Source organism: Oleomonas cavernae, assembly GCF_003590945.1.
Taxonomy (GTDB): Bacteria; Pseudomonadota; Alphaproteobacteria; order Zavarziniales; family Zavarziniaceae; genus Zavarzinia; species Zavarzinia cavernae.
Genome location: NZ_QYUK01000011.1, coordinates 4,211,710 through 4,225,447 on the forward strand (window position 1 = coordinate 4,211,710; position 13,738 = coordinate 4,225,447).

A 13,738-nucleotide genomic window follows, 5' to 3' on the forward strand; every position below is an offset into this window, starting at 1 on the left:
CGTTATAACAACGGAGCCCGTGATGATCCAACTGAAGGTGACGACCATCGGCAATTCGACCGGCATCGTCCTGCCACGAGAGGTGCTGGGGCGGCTCAAGCTCGAAAAGGGCGACACGGTGCACCTGATCGAGACGCCCAATGGCTATGAGCTCACGGCCTACGATCCCAGCTTTGCCGAGGAGATGGCGGCTGCCGAGGGCGTCATGCGTACCTATCGTAACGCGCTCAAAGAGCTCGCCAAATGAGCATCCGGTGGGTGTCGCTGCGGGCGGTCCTGGCCATGCATGCGGCCCAGATCGCCGAACACGGCGGTGGCGAAGGCGTTCGGGACCAGGGCCTGCTTGAATCGGCATTGGCGCGTCCGCTGAATCTCAGCGCCTACGGCACGCCCGACCTGGCGGCGCTCGCCGCCGCCTACGCTTTCGGGGTGGCGCGAAACCATCCGTTTGTCGATGGCAACAAGCGGACGGCCTTTGTTCTCGCCGCGACATTTCTGGTGCTGAACGGGCATCGACTGGCGACAGACGAGCGCGACGTGGTCGAAACATTCCTCGCCCTGGCCGCCGGCATGCTCGAGGAAGATGCTTTGGCCGATTGGTTCAGGCACCATATCTCGGTGATCTGAGCGGAGCTTCGCGGTGGCCATCGAGGCGATGGAGATCGACCGGCTGTGGTTCGATGCGGTGTTGCACCCGCACCGGGCGCTGGGGCCGCGCGGCTTCCTGATCCTGATGCTGGCGATCGCCGCCGTCAGCTTCGCCACCGGCATGGTCTTCGTGATCCTGGGCGCGTGGCCGGTGTTCGGCTTCTTCGGCCTGGACGTCGTGCTGCTGTGGTTTGCCTTCCGCGCCAATTTCCGCAGTGCCCGCCAGTTCGAGCGGGTGCGCCTGACCGACCGGCTGCTGACCATCGAGCGGGTGGCGGCCAATGGCCGGGCGCGCTCGTGGCAGTTCGAACCGTCCTGGGCGCGGATCGATATCGACGAGGAACTGGAGGAGATGGCCGAACTGGCGATTGCCAGCCACGGCAGGCGTTTCGTCTTTGCCCGCTTCCTGTCGCCTTGCGAGCGCATCGACCTGGCCCGCGCCCTGCGCCAGGCGATGGCCCAGCGCCGCGCCAACCTGACGACGGCGGCACCTTAAGAGGGTACCGCCGTCCGTTGCCTGATTACTGCGCGGTGTTGGTGGGGGCCGGGGCGGGCTGGGTCGCTGCCGGGCCGTTCAGGGTCTCGTCGACGGCCTTAGCGGCCTCGGTGACCGCTTCGCCGGTCGCCTTGGCGGCCTCGTCGGCGGCGGCGCCCACGGTCTTGGCGGCACTGTCCAGCGCCTCGCCGGTGGCCTTGGCGGCCTCGTCGACCGCCTTGCCGGCGGCCTGGCCCGTCTGTTCGGCCGGACCCGGAGTGGCCGGACCCGGGGTGGTGGGGGCGGCGCTGCTGCTGTTGGTGGGGGCGGCGGGGGTCGTGCTGGTCTTGTCGTCGCAGGCCGCGACGCCGGCGGCGAGCAGCAGGGCAAGAGCAATGGCCGACTTGTTCATGATCTATCCTTGAGAAATCCAATAGGGACGAGGCAGGCTCGTCAGCGGGATCAACACCATCGGTGGCAACAAGATCCCGCCCACATGAAAACGGCGGCACCGCCAGGGGTGCCGCCGTTCTTGGATCCAAGCCGGATTATTGGGCCGGCGGGGTGGTTGCAGGCGGTGTCGCCGGCGGGGTGGGGTGGGCGCGGGGTCGGCGCGGTGGGGGCCGCAGGGGCCGGGGCAGTGTTCGAGGCGTTCTTGTCATCGCAGGCCGCAACGCCGGTGGCGAGCAGCAGGGCGAGGGCTATGGCCGACTTTTTCATCGTGTCTCCTCGTGGATTCCGGTGGGACGATCAAATGTCCAAAGGAAAGAACACGAGCCACGGGCCTTTGATCCCGAAAATCTCAGCCGGGGACGCCGGGCCGCGCCGCCACCCGATCACGCACAGCACCACGAAGGCGAGATTGGCGATGAAATCCAGCGCCATCAGCTCGTTCAGGATCGGCTGCTCGACATAGAACCAGTAGTTGAAGGCGAAGAAGGGCAGCATCGCCAGGCCGAAGGCCAGGAAGGTCGTGCGGGTGAAGCGGGCGGTCGCCGCCAGCAGGCCGACCAGCATGGCCTGCGCCCCGAAACAGCCGATCATGAGCCGGAAGGTGGCGCTGTCGACCTGCGCCTCGGGCCGGATCGCGAGCGCATTGATGCTCGCTGGCGCCACCAGGCACCAGCCGCCCATCCCCAAGAACATCACGGCGATGATCCGTTGGCAGGTCAGCGGCGTCATGGGTTCAATCCAGGTTGAGGACGTCGGCCATGCTGTAGAGGCCGGGCGGCCTGCCCGCCGCCCACAGGGCCGCGTGGACGGCGCCGCGGGCGAAAATGCCCGGTCGGCGGCCTTGTGGGTCAGCTCCACCCGCTCGCCGTCGGCGGCGAAGATGACCGTGTGCTCGCCACCACGTCGCCGCCGCGCAGGGTGGCAAAGCCGATGTGGCCGCTCACGCGGGCGCCGGGGTGGCCGTCGCGCACCCGGTCGGACACGGCAGCGAGGTCGACGCCGCGCGCCGCCGCCGCTGCCTGGCCCAGGGCAGGGCGGTGCCCGAGGGGGCATCGACCTTGTGGCGATGGTGCATCTCGACGATCGTCATATCCACTGCTCCGCCCCAGGATCCCGGCGACCTTGGCGGTGAGGGCGGCGAGGAGTTTGCGCCTAAGCTGAAATTGGCCGCCTGCAGCAGGGCGGCCTTGCCGACGCTGCGACACGGCGGCAGCCTGCTGGTCGCGCTCAGCCCGGTGGTCCCGACGATCAGGGCCGTGCCGGTCGACGCCGCCAGGGCGACATGGGCGGCGGTGGCGGCCGCGCGCGGTGAAATCCAGCACCACGTCCGGCGGCGGCGAACAGGGCGGCCGATCGTCGCCTCACCACGAACCCCCGCGGCTCGCGGCCCAGCAGGGTGCCGAGATCGGCGCCCCCGCCGGCGAAGCCCGGGGCGTTCCGTGGCCCCGGCCGGTTGCGGCCGGCGGCCAGGGGGCCTGGCCCAGGCGCGCCCATGCGCCCGGCACAAGCCGAGAATACCGATCCTGGTGTCAATGACGCCTTTGCACTTGGCGATTCTCTCGCACAAGGGCGTCCGCCCTGTCACGCAGCCAAATTCGCCCAGCAATGTGTTCAAGACCAGCCCGGCCCGCGGCGCGTGGCCACCAGACCGGTCGCCGGCCAAGGGTAGTGAAAGCGCAAGTCCGACCAAGGCGATCGAGGCGGCGCGGCGCCACGATCTGCGCGAAGGCCGGCCGCCAGCGCGGCTCGATGCGCGACAAGGGCACGCTCGCTCAGGCGCAGCCCATCATCAAGCATTCCGTCGACCCGGGGGCAGCGTCGAGCGTGGCCAGCTCTCGGTCCCGTCGCCCCGGGTGGTGACGTGGTCGAGCCAGCTCTCGGGCTTGCGCCAGGCGGCGGTGGCGCTCGCCGTGCCGTCGCCTCGCGCCCAGGCGGCCGTGGGCGCCCGGGAACGATGCCGGCAATAGTCGCCGTAGCGCCAATAGGTCGGTTGTGACGGCTCTCGTTGCCCGCCGGGCGGTGGTTCGAGACTCGTAAGGCGGGTAGGCCGGACCCCGCTCAGGATCTCCTGCGTCGCCTCCGTAGAGGGCAGCCTGGGCATCCTGTCCAGCGGCGCCCAGTCGCCCCGGCGCACGGCGGGTGGAAGGCCGTGCCCGCCTCGAATGGTCAATTGAATAGACCGAGAGGTGATCGGGCCCGAAGGCCAGGGCATGTTTCAGTTTCCGCGCCCAGCCCGCACGACTCGCCCCGGGCCGGGATAGAATCAGGTCGAAGGAGACGCGGGGGAAGGTTGCCCGGGCGATCTCGCACGGCCGGGCCTCGTCGGCGGAATGTGGCGCCGAGGAAGAGCAGGTCGCCGGGTCGAGCGATTGGACGCCTAGGCTGGCGCGGTTGACGCCGGCGGCGCGAAAGTCGGCCAGGCGGCCGGCCTCGAAACTGGTCGGGTTGGCTTCCAGGGTGATTTCGATGTCGGGCGCGAAAGGCCCAACGCGGCGCGGCCGCCTCAATCACCGCTGCCCAAACGGTTGCGGGCGCCATCAGCGAGGCGTGGCCGCCGCCGAAGAGATCGCGTCAGCACCCCGGCCCGGCGCCATGTAATGCCAGCGGCGCACCTCGGCGGTCAGCGCGAGCGGCCCAGGTGGCGTGATCGACCTGGGCCCCGCACGTGACTGTTGAAGTCGCAATAGGGGCACTTGGCCTTGCAGAACGGCAGTGGACATAAGCGCCAGGGTGCGGGGTCGCCGGCCTGCGTGCTTCGAGACGGCCCTTCGGGCTCCTCAGCATGAGGGGATTTGTTATGCCAGCAAGATTCTCCTCATCCTGAGGAGGGCGCAACGCGCCCGTCTCGAAGGACGCAGGCTGTCTCAGCAGGTCAGCCATCGCTCAAGGCCGCGACGAGCTGGGAAAAGGCCCGCGCCCGGTGGCTGATGGCGTGTTTCGCCGCCGGGTCCATCTCGCCGAAGGTGAGCGTCTGGCCATCGGCCAGGAACATGGCGTCATAGCCAAAGCCATTGGCCCCGCGCGGTGGCCAGACCAGGTGCCCGTGCACCTCGCCCACGAAGGTGACGATCTCGCCGTCCGGCCAGGCGAGCGACAGGGCGCAGGTGAAGTGGGCGCGGCGCTGATCAGGTGTCACCGCGCCTTTCTCGCCCAGGGCCTTCTCGACCAGGGCCATGGCGTGGGTGAAATCCTTGGCCGGCCCGGCCCAGCGGGCGGAATAGATCCCGGGATCGCCATTCAAGGCGGCGACCGACAGGCCGGAATCATCGGCCAGCGCCGGCAGGCCGGCGGCCTGCGCCGCGGCCCGGGCCTTCAGTTCCGCATTGGCGGCGAAGGTGGTGCCGGTCTCCTCCGGCTCGGGCAGGCCCAGGGCGCCGGCCGAGACCGGCGCCACCGCAAAGGGGGCCAGCAGGTCGCCGATCTCGCGCACCTTGCCGGCATTGTGGCTGGCGACGATCAGGCGGCCGGTCAGCTTGCGCATGGCTCAGTACAGGCCTAGGGCCTGGCGCTGATAGGTGACCAGGCGGGTGATGCCGTTCTGGGCCAGCGCAAAGAGGTTGGCGAACTGCTCGGCCGTGAACGGGGCCTCCTCCGCCGTGCCCTGGATCTCGACGATGGCGCCGGCGCCGGTCAGGACGAAATTGGCGTCCGCATCGGCGCCGCTGTCTTCCGCATAGTCGAGGTCCAGCAGGGCCTCGCCCTTCACCAGGCCGCAGGAGATGGCGGCGACCTCGGTGCGGATCGGGTTTTCCTTGAGGTCGCCCTTGTTCATCAGCCATTCGACCGCCTGGTACAGCGCCACATAGGCGCCGGTGACGGAGGCGGTGCGGGTGCCGCCATCGGCCTGGATCACGTCGCAGTCGATCTTGATCACCCGCTCGCCCAACACCTTGAGGTCGATCGCGGCGCGCAGGGCGCGGCCGATCAGGCGCTGAATCTCCTGGGTGCGGCCCGATTGCTTGCCCTTGGCCGCCTCGCGGTCGCCCCGGGTGTGGGTGGCGCGGGGCAGCATGCCGTATTCGGCGGTGACCCAGCCCTTGCCCTGGCCGCGCAGCCACGGCGGCACCCGGTCTTCGACCGACGCCGTGCACAGCACATGGGTATCGCCGAAACGCACCAGGCACGAGCCTTCGGCATGCTTGGCATAGCCCGGCTCCAGGCTGACAGGACGCAACTGGTCGGCTTGGCGGGAATTGAAGCGTGTTGACATAGGTCCCTCAGGCGCCGGGCGCGCGCATCCGCGCGCTTGGCTCGCTCCGCTAAAGCTACGCGGGGCCTCAATGGCCCAGGTTGGCTTTGTGTTGAGGGGCCTTTTACCTGCTCTACCGCGCGCTTGCACCTGTCACTTGAGGATACCAGCCTTGGCATAGAAGGCCTTGGCCCCGGGGTGCAGGGGCACGGTCAGGCCGTCCTGCGCGTGTTCCAGGGTGATCTGGGCGCCTTGCGGGTGGGCGGCCAGGGCTTTCAGGGTGGCCTCGCTGAACAGGGCGGCGGTGATGGTCTCGACCACGTCGTCGGGCGTGGCGGCGGTGGTCAGCCACAGGGCGCGCACGGCCACGGTGTGGGTCTCGGCCACGCCCGGATAGGCCCCGGCCGGGATGATGGCGGCGGTGAAGAAGGGGTTATCGGCCATCAGGCCCTTGGCCCCGCTGCCGTTGATCGGCACCAGGGTGATCTCGGCCGGCGTGCCGGCGACCTTCGCGGCCAGGGCCGCGATCGCGCCGTCCGGCGCCCCGCCGACATAGAAAAAGCCGTCGAGCTGCCCCGCCGCCACCATCTGGGCCGCCAGGTCCGGCTTGAAGTATTCCGCCGTGAAATCCCGCTCCGACAGGCCGTGCGCGGCCAGGATCAGCCGGACATCGACCAGGGTGCCCGAGCCCGGCTCGTCGATCGCCACGTGATGGCCGGCCAGGTCGGCGAAGCTGGCGATGCCGCTCGCCTTGCGCACCACCAGGTGCACCGCCTCGGGGTAGAGGGCGGCGATGGCGCGTAAGGACTCGCGCTTGCCCTTGGCCTCGAAGGCGCCGGTGCCGGTCACCGCCCAATGGGCGACATCGGCCTGGACGAAGGCCGAATCGACGCTGCCTGCGGCCAGGGCCTCGACATTGGCGAAGGAGCCGTTGGAGGCGACGGCATTGACCACCAGGGTGGGGGTGGAGCTGGCCGTGGCGATGATGGTGCCGACGGGGAAATAGCTGCCCGCGGTGCCCGCCGTGGCGATCTTGAAATAGCGCGCGTCCTCGCTGTGCGCCGCGCCGGCGGCGCCCATCAGGGCCAGGACCGTGAATACCCCCGCGAATAGACGCCGCATGCCCCCGCCCCCGCCGTTTCCATCGCTGCCATGGATGGTCGCAGGGGCGAGGGGCGCAAGCAACCGTTCTGGTTAGGGCTGCCCTGGTCAGGGGCCTTGCGGATGGCCGCAGGCGACGGCGCAGGCTGGCGATGGGTCAAACGCCAGCGACGATTTCAAACCAGCAAAAGCGCAATTAATAATTGACTTTCTACGGATTGAAAACGGACTAACCGCGCGTGGCCCGTCGCGGCGCTCAGTGGGCGCGCCGCGCCTCGGTCAGCTCTTCCAGTTCCTGCCGCAACTGCTCGATCGTGGCCTGGTCTTCCGCGTGCTGGCGGCGCAGGAAGTCGATCTCGCGATGGGCTGCCTCGGCCGCTGTTTCCTGCTGCGACCGCATCTGCTCCATCGAGCGTGCCTGGGGCGTGATCGCGCGATAGGTTTCCCGGTCTGCCTTCTGCCGGGAGAGGATTTCCCAGAAGTTCATGGGTGGCTCCTTTTTTTGGCGTTGGTGGCTTTGAGGATAACACACGAGGGCGGGGAAGGGTTCGTGGAGGTCTGTGCTGGGGCCTCTCTACAACTGGGGCGGTGGTTGCCCTTGGGGAAACGGGCGATTGGGCTGGAAAATGGAAAAACGGATAGGAAGGAGGAAAATGGACGTAAAGCATACTGAAACTAATTCGTTATGAAATATTATTATCTATATATCCGGCTCATTCAAAAACTGTAGTCGATCACAAAGAAAATATACTCCCAATAACATCGTAATGACAATTTGCCACAATACAAAAAAGAAAATCTGAGTTATAATAATTTTGATCACCGAGAATTCAAAAAGAACATACGGTATTATTTTGGCCAAATCCGGCCCAATCAAGCGGACAAAATGAAGAAGTATAAGAAATAACAGCGAAACAAAAGAAAGGTATCCGAATAAATAGCAAATAAATTGTCTGTGAGTTAACACAAAGTCCTTCTTTGAGCCAGATTTTGTCATAATAGATAGGGTTGCAGGTTGTCCCTTTATTTTATCATCTAAACCCTTCCGCTCGAATGTTGCCACGGCAGCTAGTGCAGCAATAAAAAAGGCTATGATTAGATTAAGGAGGTCAATAATTGCAGGTATGAGTCCCTTATCTGCGAAAATCCCCATCTTTATCGATAAAAGATATACCAAGGTCGTATTGGCTATCGAAAATAACCCGGGCAAAACAAAATCATACATTGTTTTAGAGTGAAATATTCCATCGCCTTGCTTTATTGCAAGGTATCTCAAGGGTACACCAAGTTGCTTAAAAGCCCAGAGCATCTACCATCTTTCTTCGCTCTCAATTACTGAGATCATTTTCTTTTCTATCTGCAACTGTACTTTTGAGTAGCAGGCCTCAAGCATCAATCCAAACCCTGTTATCCTCTGCGATCTGGAATATAATGTTTCCATTGCATCTATTTTATCAACCATAAGCCGCGGTGAGGAGGATTTTTTGCCAGGTAAATCAGTTATTTTAAACTGAATCTCGTTGTAGTTATTGTTTTTTGCCCACAACATAACGTTACGGATATAATTCGATATTCTGTTTTCATCCACACGCTTAGTTCTGATAGTCAATTTTTCCGATATAGATTTCATTATATCGGGGGCCCCTGGGCCAGTATACTGTGGTTTTTTCTTAATAAGATTAATCTCAGACAATTCGCCTTTCTTGATATCCTCGATTATCTTTTCGCTTGGGACCCTATTGATAGATAATCTTATCTTATAGGGACGGAGTTCGACGCGAGTTTTCCCACGAGATCTCAGCACCTTCTCGTAAAGGAAATCGCTGTTTCCTTGTGTGTATTTGTCCAAAATAGAGTCCAAAAGCTTTTGAACAAGGGTGCTAGACACATTCTGCATTTGCTCAAAACACGCGCGAAATTCCCCCTGGGAATCCGCGTTGGTAGAAATAACTAAATGCGCAGACCAACCCTGCATCTCGTCATCTTCTGGCTCAACGGATCGAACATCCTCGGATACGGGTTTTATAAAAGCGGGATTTGCTGCATCCGGATCACCACGATTAATGAGAATAGTCTTAATTCCTTGACGCCCATTAGTCTTTATATCAGCAATGTAAATACAATTTACTTCAGAAAAATCACCTTGCTCCATTACTATCTTGTGATCATTGTCAAAGTACATTTTTGCCGAGCCATTTTGGTGCGCGAGCTCAATTATTTCAAAAATCTTATGTATATCCACCTCTGCGGACGCCTCTTTAGGCAGGGGATGGCCCTGCATCCGCCACATAAATATCTGCCGTTCTGTCTTGAGAGCGACCATCAACATTCCTTCCGCAGCGTGCGACAACTGAGGAGTGTACAACAACCACCGATAGGGATGTCGACCACAATGTGAAGCCCAAGGGCGACCAGCCTCTAGGCACGATGGAGCGACGCTATATTTTGAACGGCCACGGTACGCCCACAACATGTTGTGGTGACCTTCTCTCGACACACAAAAAGGCTTGGCGCCGACGCTTTTGCACGGTAAAAGTTGTGCTGCAGACGTCGTCTGACGACCGAAGCAAAAGAGGGGTCAGCAATCGCTAACCCCTCTCATAGGTGACCGGGTGGCAGAATGGATATGCGCCTGGGCGTTGCAAGCTAGGAGACGCTGGTTCGATTCCAGCCCCGGTCTCAGTCTAAGCGGTCCCGAAAGGGGCCGCTTTTTCTTTGTACTCAATCTTGACAGGAGAATCATCCCTGATTCGACAACGGATATCAAGGCGAATATCGTCGAAATTTGACGATATTCGCCGGAGCAGAGGAATGCCCTTGGAAACAGAGAGAGATGGAGAAATTCGTTTTACCGTGAACCCACAGACAATGGCGTATCTCTGTTGGCTTACCCGGAACACGACATTAGGCAAGGGCCCCAATGACGTTGCTCGCCAAATTCTGATCCAGCGTCTTACTGAAATGCGCCAAGAAGATTACAGGGATAAACAACGCCCCTAGGGCGCATGCACGCGGCTGCCTGGAATAGGCGCGCATTCCTCTAAGAGGCTCACGCCGCTGCCGGCAACGCCGCCAGCAGTTCCGTGGTGGTCAGGACCTGGTGGGCGAAGGCGGGGGCGTTGATGTCGTGGGCGGCGTGCATCGCTTCCGCGCTGAAGGCGGCGGTGGCGTCGCGCACCAGGGTGACGTGATAGCCAAGATCGGCCGCGAAGCGCGCCGTGCTCTCGATGCAGGTATTGGCGATCAGGCCGATCAGGATGACGTGGCTCACCCGGTGCTGCTTCAGCAGGAAATCGAGGTCGGTATTGGCAAAGCCGTTGCCGCTCCAATGCTCCTTGACCACGGTGTCGCCCGGCTGGGGCGCGAAATCCGGGTGCCAGTCGCCGCCCCACGAATCCTTGGCGAAGACCTGCAGCTTGGCCGCGCCCAACTGATAGGGCGTGGGGTGGTCCCAGCCGTGGAAATCGTCCGGCTCGGCCCGATGGTGGGGCACGATGAAGACCGGGATTTTCGCCGCGCGCACGCCCGCGGTGATGGCGCGCAGGTGGGCGTGCAGGTCGACGGCCGTGGCGACTTCCGCCAGCCGCGGCCACAGCTTGCCGCCGTCCGAGAGGAAGTCGTTATAGGGATCGACGAAGAGCAGGGCGGTGCGGGCGGCGTCAAAGGCTTGGGCGGTCATGGGTTCCATCCTTGCGTGTAAGTCAGGCCGCTTCCAGCAGCACGCAGGTGCCCTGGCCGCCGTCGGCGCAGATCGAGACGATGGCGCGCTTGCCCCGGCCCAGCGCGCTCAGTTCCTTCACCGCTTGGGCGAGGATGCGGGCGCCGGTGGCCGCGAACGGGTGGCCGATCGAGAGCGAGCCGCCGTGGGGGTTGAAGCGGTCCCAGGGGAAGGGGCCGAGGTCGGCGGTGACGCCCGCCTTCTCGCGCCGGTAGGCAGGGTCGGCGATGGCCTGGACATTGGCCAGGACCTGGCCGGCGAAGGCCTCGTGGATCTCCCACAGGTCGATATCGTCGAGGCGCAAGCCCTGGCGGGCCAGCAGGCGCGGAATGGCGCGGCCGGGCGACATCAGGATGCCCTCCTCATGCCAGTCCATGGCGGCGAGCTGCCAGTCGACGAGGCGCGCCGCCGGGCGGTCGCCCAGCTTGGCGCGGCCCTCGGCATCCGCCACCCAGATCGCGGCGGCGCCGTCGGTCAGGGGCGAGGCATTGCCGGCGGTGATGCTGCCCCGGCCCGAACGGTCGAACACCGGCGGCAGGGCGGCCAGTTTCTCGGCCGTCGAATCCCGCCTGACCAGGCCGTCGCGGGTAACCCCGTCGATGGCAATCACCAGGTCGTCGAAGAAGCCGGCGTCCTGGCCCGCCACCGCGCGCTGGTGGGAGAGCAGGGCGATCCGGTCCTGGTCCTCGCGGGCGATGTTGAAATGCTTCACCGTATCCTCGGTGTGCTCGCCCATGGAACGGCCCGAGATGCGGTTGGCCCAGCCCTTGACCGGCAGGTTGAAATCGTCGAAGCCGAGCGCGGTCGCGGCTTCCGCCAGCTTGCCCTGGGCGGCCAGCGCCATCAGGCGCAGGGCGGCCTCGGGCTTGAGCGCGATAGGCACCCGGCTCATGGTCTCGACCCCGCCCACCAGGCCTAAGTGGTTGCCGCCCTTGCCGATCATCCCGGCGGCCTGGATCGTTGCCATCATGCTGGTGGAACAGGCCATGATGGTCGAGAAGGCGGGGATTTCCGGGTCCAGCCCGGCATCGAGCACCAGCTCGCGCCCGATGTTGGACACGGTGGTGGAGGGAATCACCTGGCCCCAGGCCAGGAAATCGGGCCGCGCCTGGGCCGCCATGGCCCGGGCCACCGGCACCGAGAGTTCCAGCGCGTCGAACTTCTGGAACACCCCGCCCGCCTTGACGAAGGGCGTGCGCACCCCGGGAACGAGAAAGGCATCCGACATGGCAAGACCCCGTGTTGTCGTCTAGGGGATCATGCGCTTCCGGTCGGTGCCGCCGGTATCGAACCTTGGCACGGCTGCCTAACACCTAGGTATGACGGAGGGGTGCCCCGCCGTCACAGAAGCTGCAGCGCGATCGCGAACATGGCCAGCAGCCCGGCATAGAAGGCGGCGGTGCGAATATAGAGGATGCCGGCGATATAGCTCGCCGCATGGACCAGGCGGGCGCCGAGGAAGACCTCGGCCGCGACGCGCGTCACCTCGTTCGAGACCCCGGCGGCATGGGCGACCAGGATGAGAAGGCCGAACGGCACCAGGTTTTCGATCTGGTTGGCATGGGCGCGGATATACCGCCCCGGCCAGCCGGCGGGCGGCGCGAAGCGCTCGCGATTGCCCAGCAAGGGGCCCATGCCCATCTTGAGGGTCAGGGCCGTGCCCTGCACCGCGACCATGACCAGCGGTATCAGCGCCGCCAGCAGCAGCATGTAAAGCTCGAGACTCATCTGTGTACCCCTCCATGCCTCGCGGCGAGCGGAAGGTAACACGGCGGTGGCGGCAAACCGCCCCCCGCCACCCCCCATCACCCCGCCAGCGGCCGGTTCAGCTCGGTGCGCCAGGTCGTCGGGTCGGGGCTCGACTGCGGGCCGACGGCATAGAGCTCCCACAGGTCCGGCGCCGGCTTGTGGCCGTTCGCGGCCATCCAGGCCATGAACTCGCCCCAGGCGCCGGGCAGGCCTTCGTAGGGGCCGCTGTAGATCGTGCGCGCCACCTTGGCCGCGGGCAGCTCGCCCGGCTTCACCCGGCCGGCGGCTGTCACCGGTGCCGAGACCTTCACGCCCAGTTCGAAATCGAATTGGCCGTCGGTCATCTTCAGGTGGTGGGCGAAGACCGCGCCCACCGGCTCCACCCCCTGGGCGGCCAGCGTCGCCATCAGCTCAGCCACGGCGGGGCCGAAGACCTTCATCATCTGCTCCCGCGGGATGGTCAGGTGGATGACGGCGGCCGCCTGGGCCGTGGTGTCGAGGATGCGTGGCGTATCCAGCATGATTTCATCCCTCCAAAGGTCAGATTATGGTCTCGAGCCGGACATAGCTCGCTTCCATGCCGTGCTCCATGCCGGAGGCCAGCATTGCCGCGCGGGTCTGCGCATCGGGCAGGGTCATGCGCATGGTCATGAAGGTGCCGGTGCCGTCGGCGACGAAGCTGGTCTCGACGTGGTTGTCGGGTGTGCGCTCGGGCAGGAACATGCGCTCGACATGGACGATCCGGCTGAACGGCACCAGTTCCAGATATTCGCCGGTCAGGTAGAAGCCGCCGCCCTTGCCGTCGCTCCATTCATAGCGGATCTTGCCGCCCACGCGGGCCTCGTTGAGGCACACCGGCATGGTCCAGCCCTCCGGCCCCAGCAGCCATTGCTGGATCAGCGCGGGCTCGGTATGGGCGCGGAAGACAGCCTCCGGCGCGGCGGCAAAGCGCCTGGTGACGACGACATGGGCGTCGCCCTCGGTCCTGATGCTCAGTCTGGGCACGTTATGTCCTCCCTGATTACTTCGGTGTCATGGCAGCCAGCACCGCGTCCAGCCGGTCGTAGTTCCTGGCAAGCGCCTCGCGCAGCATGGTCAGCCACTGGTCGATCGCCTCGATCCCGGCCGGGGCCAGCCGGCAGGGCCGCCTGGTGCCCTCGGCCCGCCGGATGATCAGCCCCGCCCCCTCCAACACCTTCAAGTGCCGCGACACCGCCGGCTGGGTCATCGCGAACGGCGCCGCCAGTTCCATCACCGTCGCCTCGCCCAGCGCCAGCCGGGCGAGGATCGCCCGGCGGGTGGGGTCGGCGAGGGCGGAGAAGGTGGCGTCGAGGTTGGGCAAGGGCGGGCTTTCTTTTCAATAAAGAGATTGTTATATAACAAGTTAGTTATCGTCAAGCGCCGT

The 13,738-nt window shown here is 64.4% G+C and carries 18 protein-coding genes and 1 tRNA gene; 4 read left to right on the top strand and 15 right to left on the bottom strand.

What is annotated here, in order from left to right:
* The first annotated feature begins 22 nt into the window (after positions 1-22).
* From D3874_RS24225 to D3874_RS24235, 3 genes are read left to right on the top strand one after another with little or no spacing between them, the layout of a single operon-like run.
* Positions 23-247, top strand: a complete 225-nt coding sequence (locus D3874_RS24225) for an AbrB/MazE/SpoVT family DNA-binding domain-containing protein (RefSeq protein ID WP_199699242.1) — start codon at positions 23-25, stop codon at positions 245-247.
* On the top strand, positions 244-627 hold the full coding sequence (locus D3874_RS24230) for a type II toxin-antitoxin system death-on-curing family toxin (protein WP_119781832.1): 384 nt from the start codon (positions 244-246) through the stop codon (positions 625-627). The genes D3874_RS24225 and D3874_RS24230 overlap by 4 nt, the downstream gene beginning before the upstream one ends.
* A gap of 13 nt (positions 628-640) precedes the next feature.
* Positions 641-1,144 carry a DUF2244 domain-containing protein gene (locus D3874_RS24235; protein WP_233560138.1) on the top strand — a complete coding sequence of 168 codons (504 nt, stop codon included), beginning with the start codon at positions 641-643 and terminating at the stop codon, positions 1,142-1,144.
* 25 nt (positions 1,145-1,169) lie between these two features.
* Here D3874_RS24235 and D3874_RS24240 read toward each other — a convergent pair whose 3' ends face one another.
* From D3874_RS24240 to D3874_RS28185, 9 genes are all read right to left on the bottom strand, one after another.
* Positions 1,170-1,535 (bottom strand): hypothetical protein, encoded by a 366-nt coding sequence (locus D3874_RS24240; protein ID WP_119781834.1) that lies wholly within the window; start codon positions 1,533-1,535, stop codon positions 1,170-1,172.
* A gap of 338 nt (positions 1,536-1,873) precedes the next feature.
* Positions 1,874-2,434: a hypothetical protein gene (locus tag D3874_RS24245; protein ID WP_233560139.1), complete on the bottom strand. Its 561-nt coding sequence runs from the start codon at positions 2,432-2,434 to the stop codon at positions 1,874-1,876.
* 82 nt (positions 2,435-2,516) lie between these two features.
* The gene (locus tag D3874_RS30865) at positions 2,517-2,666 is read right to left on the bottom strand and encodes a dihydrodipicolinate reductase C-terminal domain-containing protein (RefSeq protein ID WP_233560140.1); all 150 of its coding nucleotides are present in this window, start codon (positions 2,664-2,666) and stop codon (positions 2,517-2,519) included.
* Between the two features lie 1,782 nt (positions 2,667-4,448).
* Complete coding sequence (rdgB, locus tag D3874_RS24255; protein ID WP_119781838.1) at positions 4,449-5,057, bottom strand: RdgB/HAM1 family non-canonical purine NTP pyrophosphatase; 609 nt, start codon at positions 5,055-5,057, stop codon at positions 4,449-4,451.
* A gap of 3 nt (positions 5,058-5,060) precedes the next feature.
* Positions 5,061-5,786 carry a ribonuclease PH gene (rph, locus tag D3874_RS24260; RefSeq protein ID WP_119781840.1) on the bottom strand — a complete coding sequence of 242 codons (726 nt, stop codon included), beginning with the start codon at positions 5,784-5,786 and terminating at the stop codon, positions 5,061-5,063.
* Positions 5,787-5,918: 132 nt separating this feature from the next.
* A complete protein-coding gene (locus D3874_RS24265) occupies positions 5,919-6,887 on the bottom strand; it encodes a TAXI family TRAP transporter solute-binding subunit (protein WP_119781842.1) in 969 nt (322 codons plus the stop codon).
* A gap of 235 nt (positions 6,888-7,122) precedes the next feature.
* Positions 7,123-7,353 carry a hypothetical protein gene (locus tag D3874_RS24270; protein WP_119781843.1) on the bottom strand — a complete coding sequence of 77 codons (231 nt, stop codon included), beginning with the start codon at positions 7,351-7,353 and terminating at the stop codon, positions 7,123-7,125.
* Positions 7,354-7,566: 213 nt separating this feature from the next.
* Positions 7,567-8,175 (bottom strand): hypothetical protein, encoded by a 609-nt coding sequence (locus tag D3874_RS28180; protein WP_147385845.1) that lies wholly within the window; start codon positions 8,173-8,175, stop codon positions 7,567-7,569.
* Complete coding sequence (locus D3874_RS28185) at positions 8,176-9,189, bottom strand: hypothetical protein (RefSeq protein WP_147385846.1); 1,014 nt, start codon at positions 9,187-9,189, stop codon at positions 8,176-8,178.
* Between the two features lie 283 nt (positions 9,190-9,472).
* On the opposite strand from D3874_RS28185, the gene D3874_RS24275 reads away from it, so the two are divergent.
* Positions 9,473-9,546: transfer RNA gene (locus D3874_RS24275), tRNA-Ala, on the top strand.
* 369 nt (positions 9,547-9,915) lie between these two features.
* On the opposite strand, the gene D3874_RS24280 is transcribed toward D3874_RS24275, so the two are convergent.
* From D3874_RS24280 to D3874_RS24305, 6 genes are all read right to left on the bottom strand, one after another.
* Positions 9,916-10,545, bottom strand: coding sequence for an isochorismatase family cysteine hydrolase (locus tag D3874_RS24280; protein ID WP_119781845.1), 630 nt, complete (start codon positions 10,543-10,545; stop codon positions 9,916-9,918).
* Positions 10,546-10,567: 22 nt separating this feature from the next.
* Positions 10,568-11,812 (bottom strand): thiolase family protein, encoded by a 1,245-nt coding sequence (locus D3874_RS24285; RefSeq protein WP_119781847.1) that lies wholly within the window; start codon positions 11,810-11,812, stop codon positions 10,568-10,570.
* Positions 11,813-11,925: 113 nt separating this feature from the next.
* Positions 11,926-12,312 carry an MAPEG family protein gene (locus D3874_RS24290; RefSeq protein WP_158596199.1) on the bottom strand — a complete coding sequence of 129 codons (387 nt, stop codon included), beginning with the start codon at positions 12,310-12,312 and terminating at the stop codon, positions 11,926-11,928.
* Positions 12,313-12,389: 77 nt separating this feature from the next.
* Positions 12,390-12,854, bottom strand: coding sequence for a GyrI-like domain-containing protein (locus tag D3874_RS24295; protein WP_119781851.1), 465 nt, complete (start codon positions 12,852-12,854; stop codon positions 12,390-12,392).
* A 19-nt stretch (positions 12,855-12,873) separates the two neighbouring features.
* Positions 12,874-13,338, bottom strand: a complete 465-nt coding sequence (locus tag D3874_RS24300) for an SRPBCC domain-containing protein (protein WP_119781852.1) — start codon at positions 13,336-13,338, stop codon at positions 12,874-12,876.
* A 16-nt stretch (positions 13,339-13,354) separates the two neighbouring features.
* A complete protein-coding gene (locus D3874_RS24305; protein WP_119781854.1) occupies positions 13,355-13,675 on the bottom strand; it encodes an ArsR/SmtB family transcription factor in 321 nt (106 codons plus the stop codon).
* Between the last annotated feature and the right edge of the window lie 63 nt (positions 13,676-13,738).

Coding starts and splice junctions, on each gene's coding strand:
- D3874_RS24225 (WP_199699242.1), top strand. CDS start 23: ATGATCCAACTGAAGGTGACGACCATCGGCAATTCGACCGGCATCGTC.
- D3874_RS24230 (WP_119781832.1), top strand. CDS start 244: ATGAGCATCCGGTGGGTGTCGCTGCGGGCGGTCCTGGCCATGCATGCG.
- D3874_RS24240 (WP_119781834.1), bottom strand. CDS start 1,535: ATGAACAAGTCGGCCATTGCTCTTGCCCTGCTGCTCGCCGCCGGCGTC.
- D3874_RS30865 (WP_233560140.1), bottom strand. CDS start 2,666: ATGACGATCGTCGAGATGCACCATCGCCACAAGGTCGATGCCCCCTCG.
- rdgB (WP_119781838.1), bottom strand. CDS start 5,057: ATGCGCAAGCTGACCGGCCGCCTGATCGTCGCCAGCCACAATGCCGGC.
- rph (WP_119781840.1), bottom strand. CDS start 5,786: ATGTCAACACGCTTCAATTCCCGCCAAGCCGACCAGTTGCGTCCTGTC.
- D3874_RS24265 (WP_119781842.1), bottom strand. CDS start 6,887: ATGCGGCGTCTATTCGCGGGGGTATTCACGGTCCTGGCCCTGATGGGC.
- D3874_RS24270 (WP_119781843.1), bottom strand. CDS start 7,353: ATGAACTTCTGGGAAATCCTCTCCCGGCAGAAGGCAGACCGGGAAACC.
- D3874_RS28180 (WP_147385845.1), bottom strand. CDS start 8,175: ATGCTCTGGGCTTTTAAGCAACTTGGTGTACCCTTGAGATACCTTGCA.
- D3874_RS28185 (WP_147385846.1), bottom strand. CDS start 9,189: ATGGTCGCTCTCAAGACAGAACGGCAGATATTTATGTGGCGGATGCAG.
- D3874_RS24280 (WP_119781845.1), bottom strand. CDS start 10,545: ATGACCGCCCAAGCCTTTGACGCCGCCCGCACCGCCCTGCTCTTCGTC.
- D3874_RS24285 (WP_119781847.1), bottom strand. CDS start 11,812: ATGTCGGATGCCTTTCTCGTTCCCGGGGTGCGCACGCCCTTCGTCAAG.
- D3874_RS24290 (WP_158596199.1), bottom strand. CDS start 12,312: ATGAGTCTCGAGCTTTACATGCTGCTGCTGGCGGCGCTGATACCGCTG.
- D3874_RS24295 (WP_119781851.1), bottom strand. CDS start 12,854: ATGCTGGATACGCCACGCATCCTCGACACCACGGCCCAGGCGGCCGCC.